1 protein-coding gene is annotated in these 468 nt (G+C 67.7%); it reads left to right on the top strand.

Features of this window, described 5'->3' with window-relative positions; genetic code table 11:
* Window positions 1-6: 6 nt before the first annotated feature.
* Window positions 7-468, top strand: a 462-nt coding sequence (locus EN859_RS35315) for an AraC family transcriptional regulator (RefSeq protein ID WP_281015670.1), incomplete at its 3' end; no start/stop codon positions are given.

Below are 468 nucleotides of genomic sequence, written 5' to 3'. Positions count from 1 at the left end.
CAGGACATGGTGTGCCTCGGCGCGGGTGATGAGACGGCCATGATCGGCGGCGGAAGCGGCTTTGCGGCCGGCGCCGCCTCATTCGTACTGGACGCGCTCCCCACGTTCGTGCGTGTTGACCGGGCCTCGCCCACCGCCGAGGCTGTCGCAAGGACGCTGGAATTTCTGAGGACGGAGGTCGGCAGCGCGGAACTAGGCGGTTCGCTCGTCGCCGAGCGGTTGGCGGAAATCCTCGTCGTCGCGGCGGTCCGCGCTTTCGTGGCCACGAGTCCTGCAACCAGTGTCGGCTGGATTACCGCGCTGGCGGATCCACGGATCGGCAAGGCACTTAGACTGTTGCACGGCGATGTCGCGCGTCGTTGGACGGTGCCGATGCTGGCATCGGAGGTGGGCATGTCACGCTCCGCGTTCACGCAGCGCTTCGCCGACCGTGTCGGCTGCCCACCGCTCGGCTACCTTACCCACTGG

The organism is Mesorhizobium sp. M00.F.Ca.ET.216.01.1.1 (assembly GCF_004010325.2).
In the GTDB taxonomy this organism is placed as follows: domain Bacteria; phylum Pseudomonadota; class Alphaproteobacteria; order Rhizobiales; family Rhizobiaceae; genus Mesorhizobium.
The sequence above is the reverse complement of the archived record's forward strand: the minus strand, read 5'-3'. Positions and strand labels throughout refer to the sequence as shown.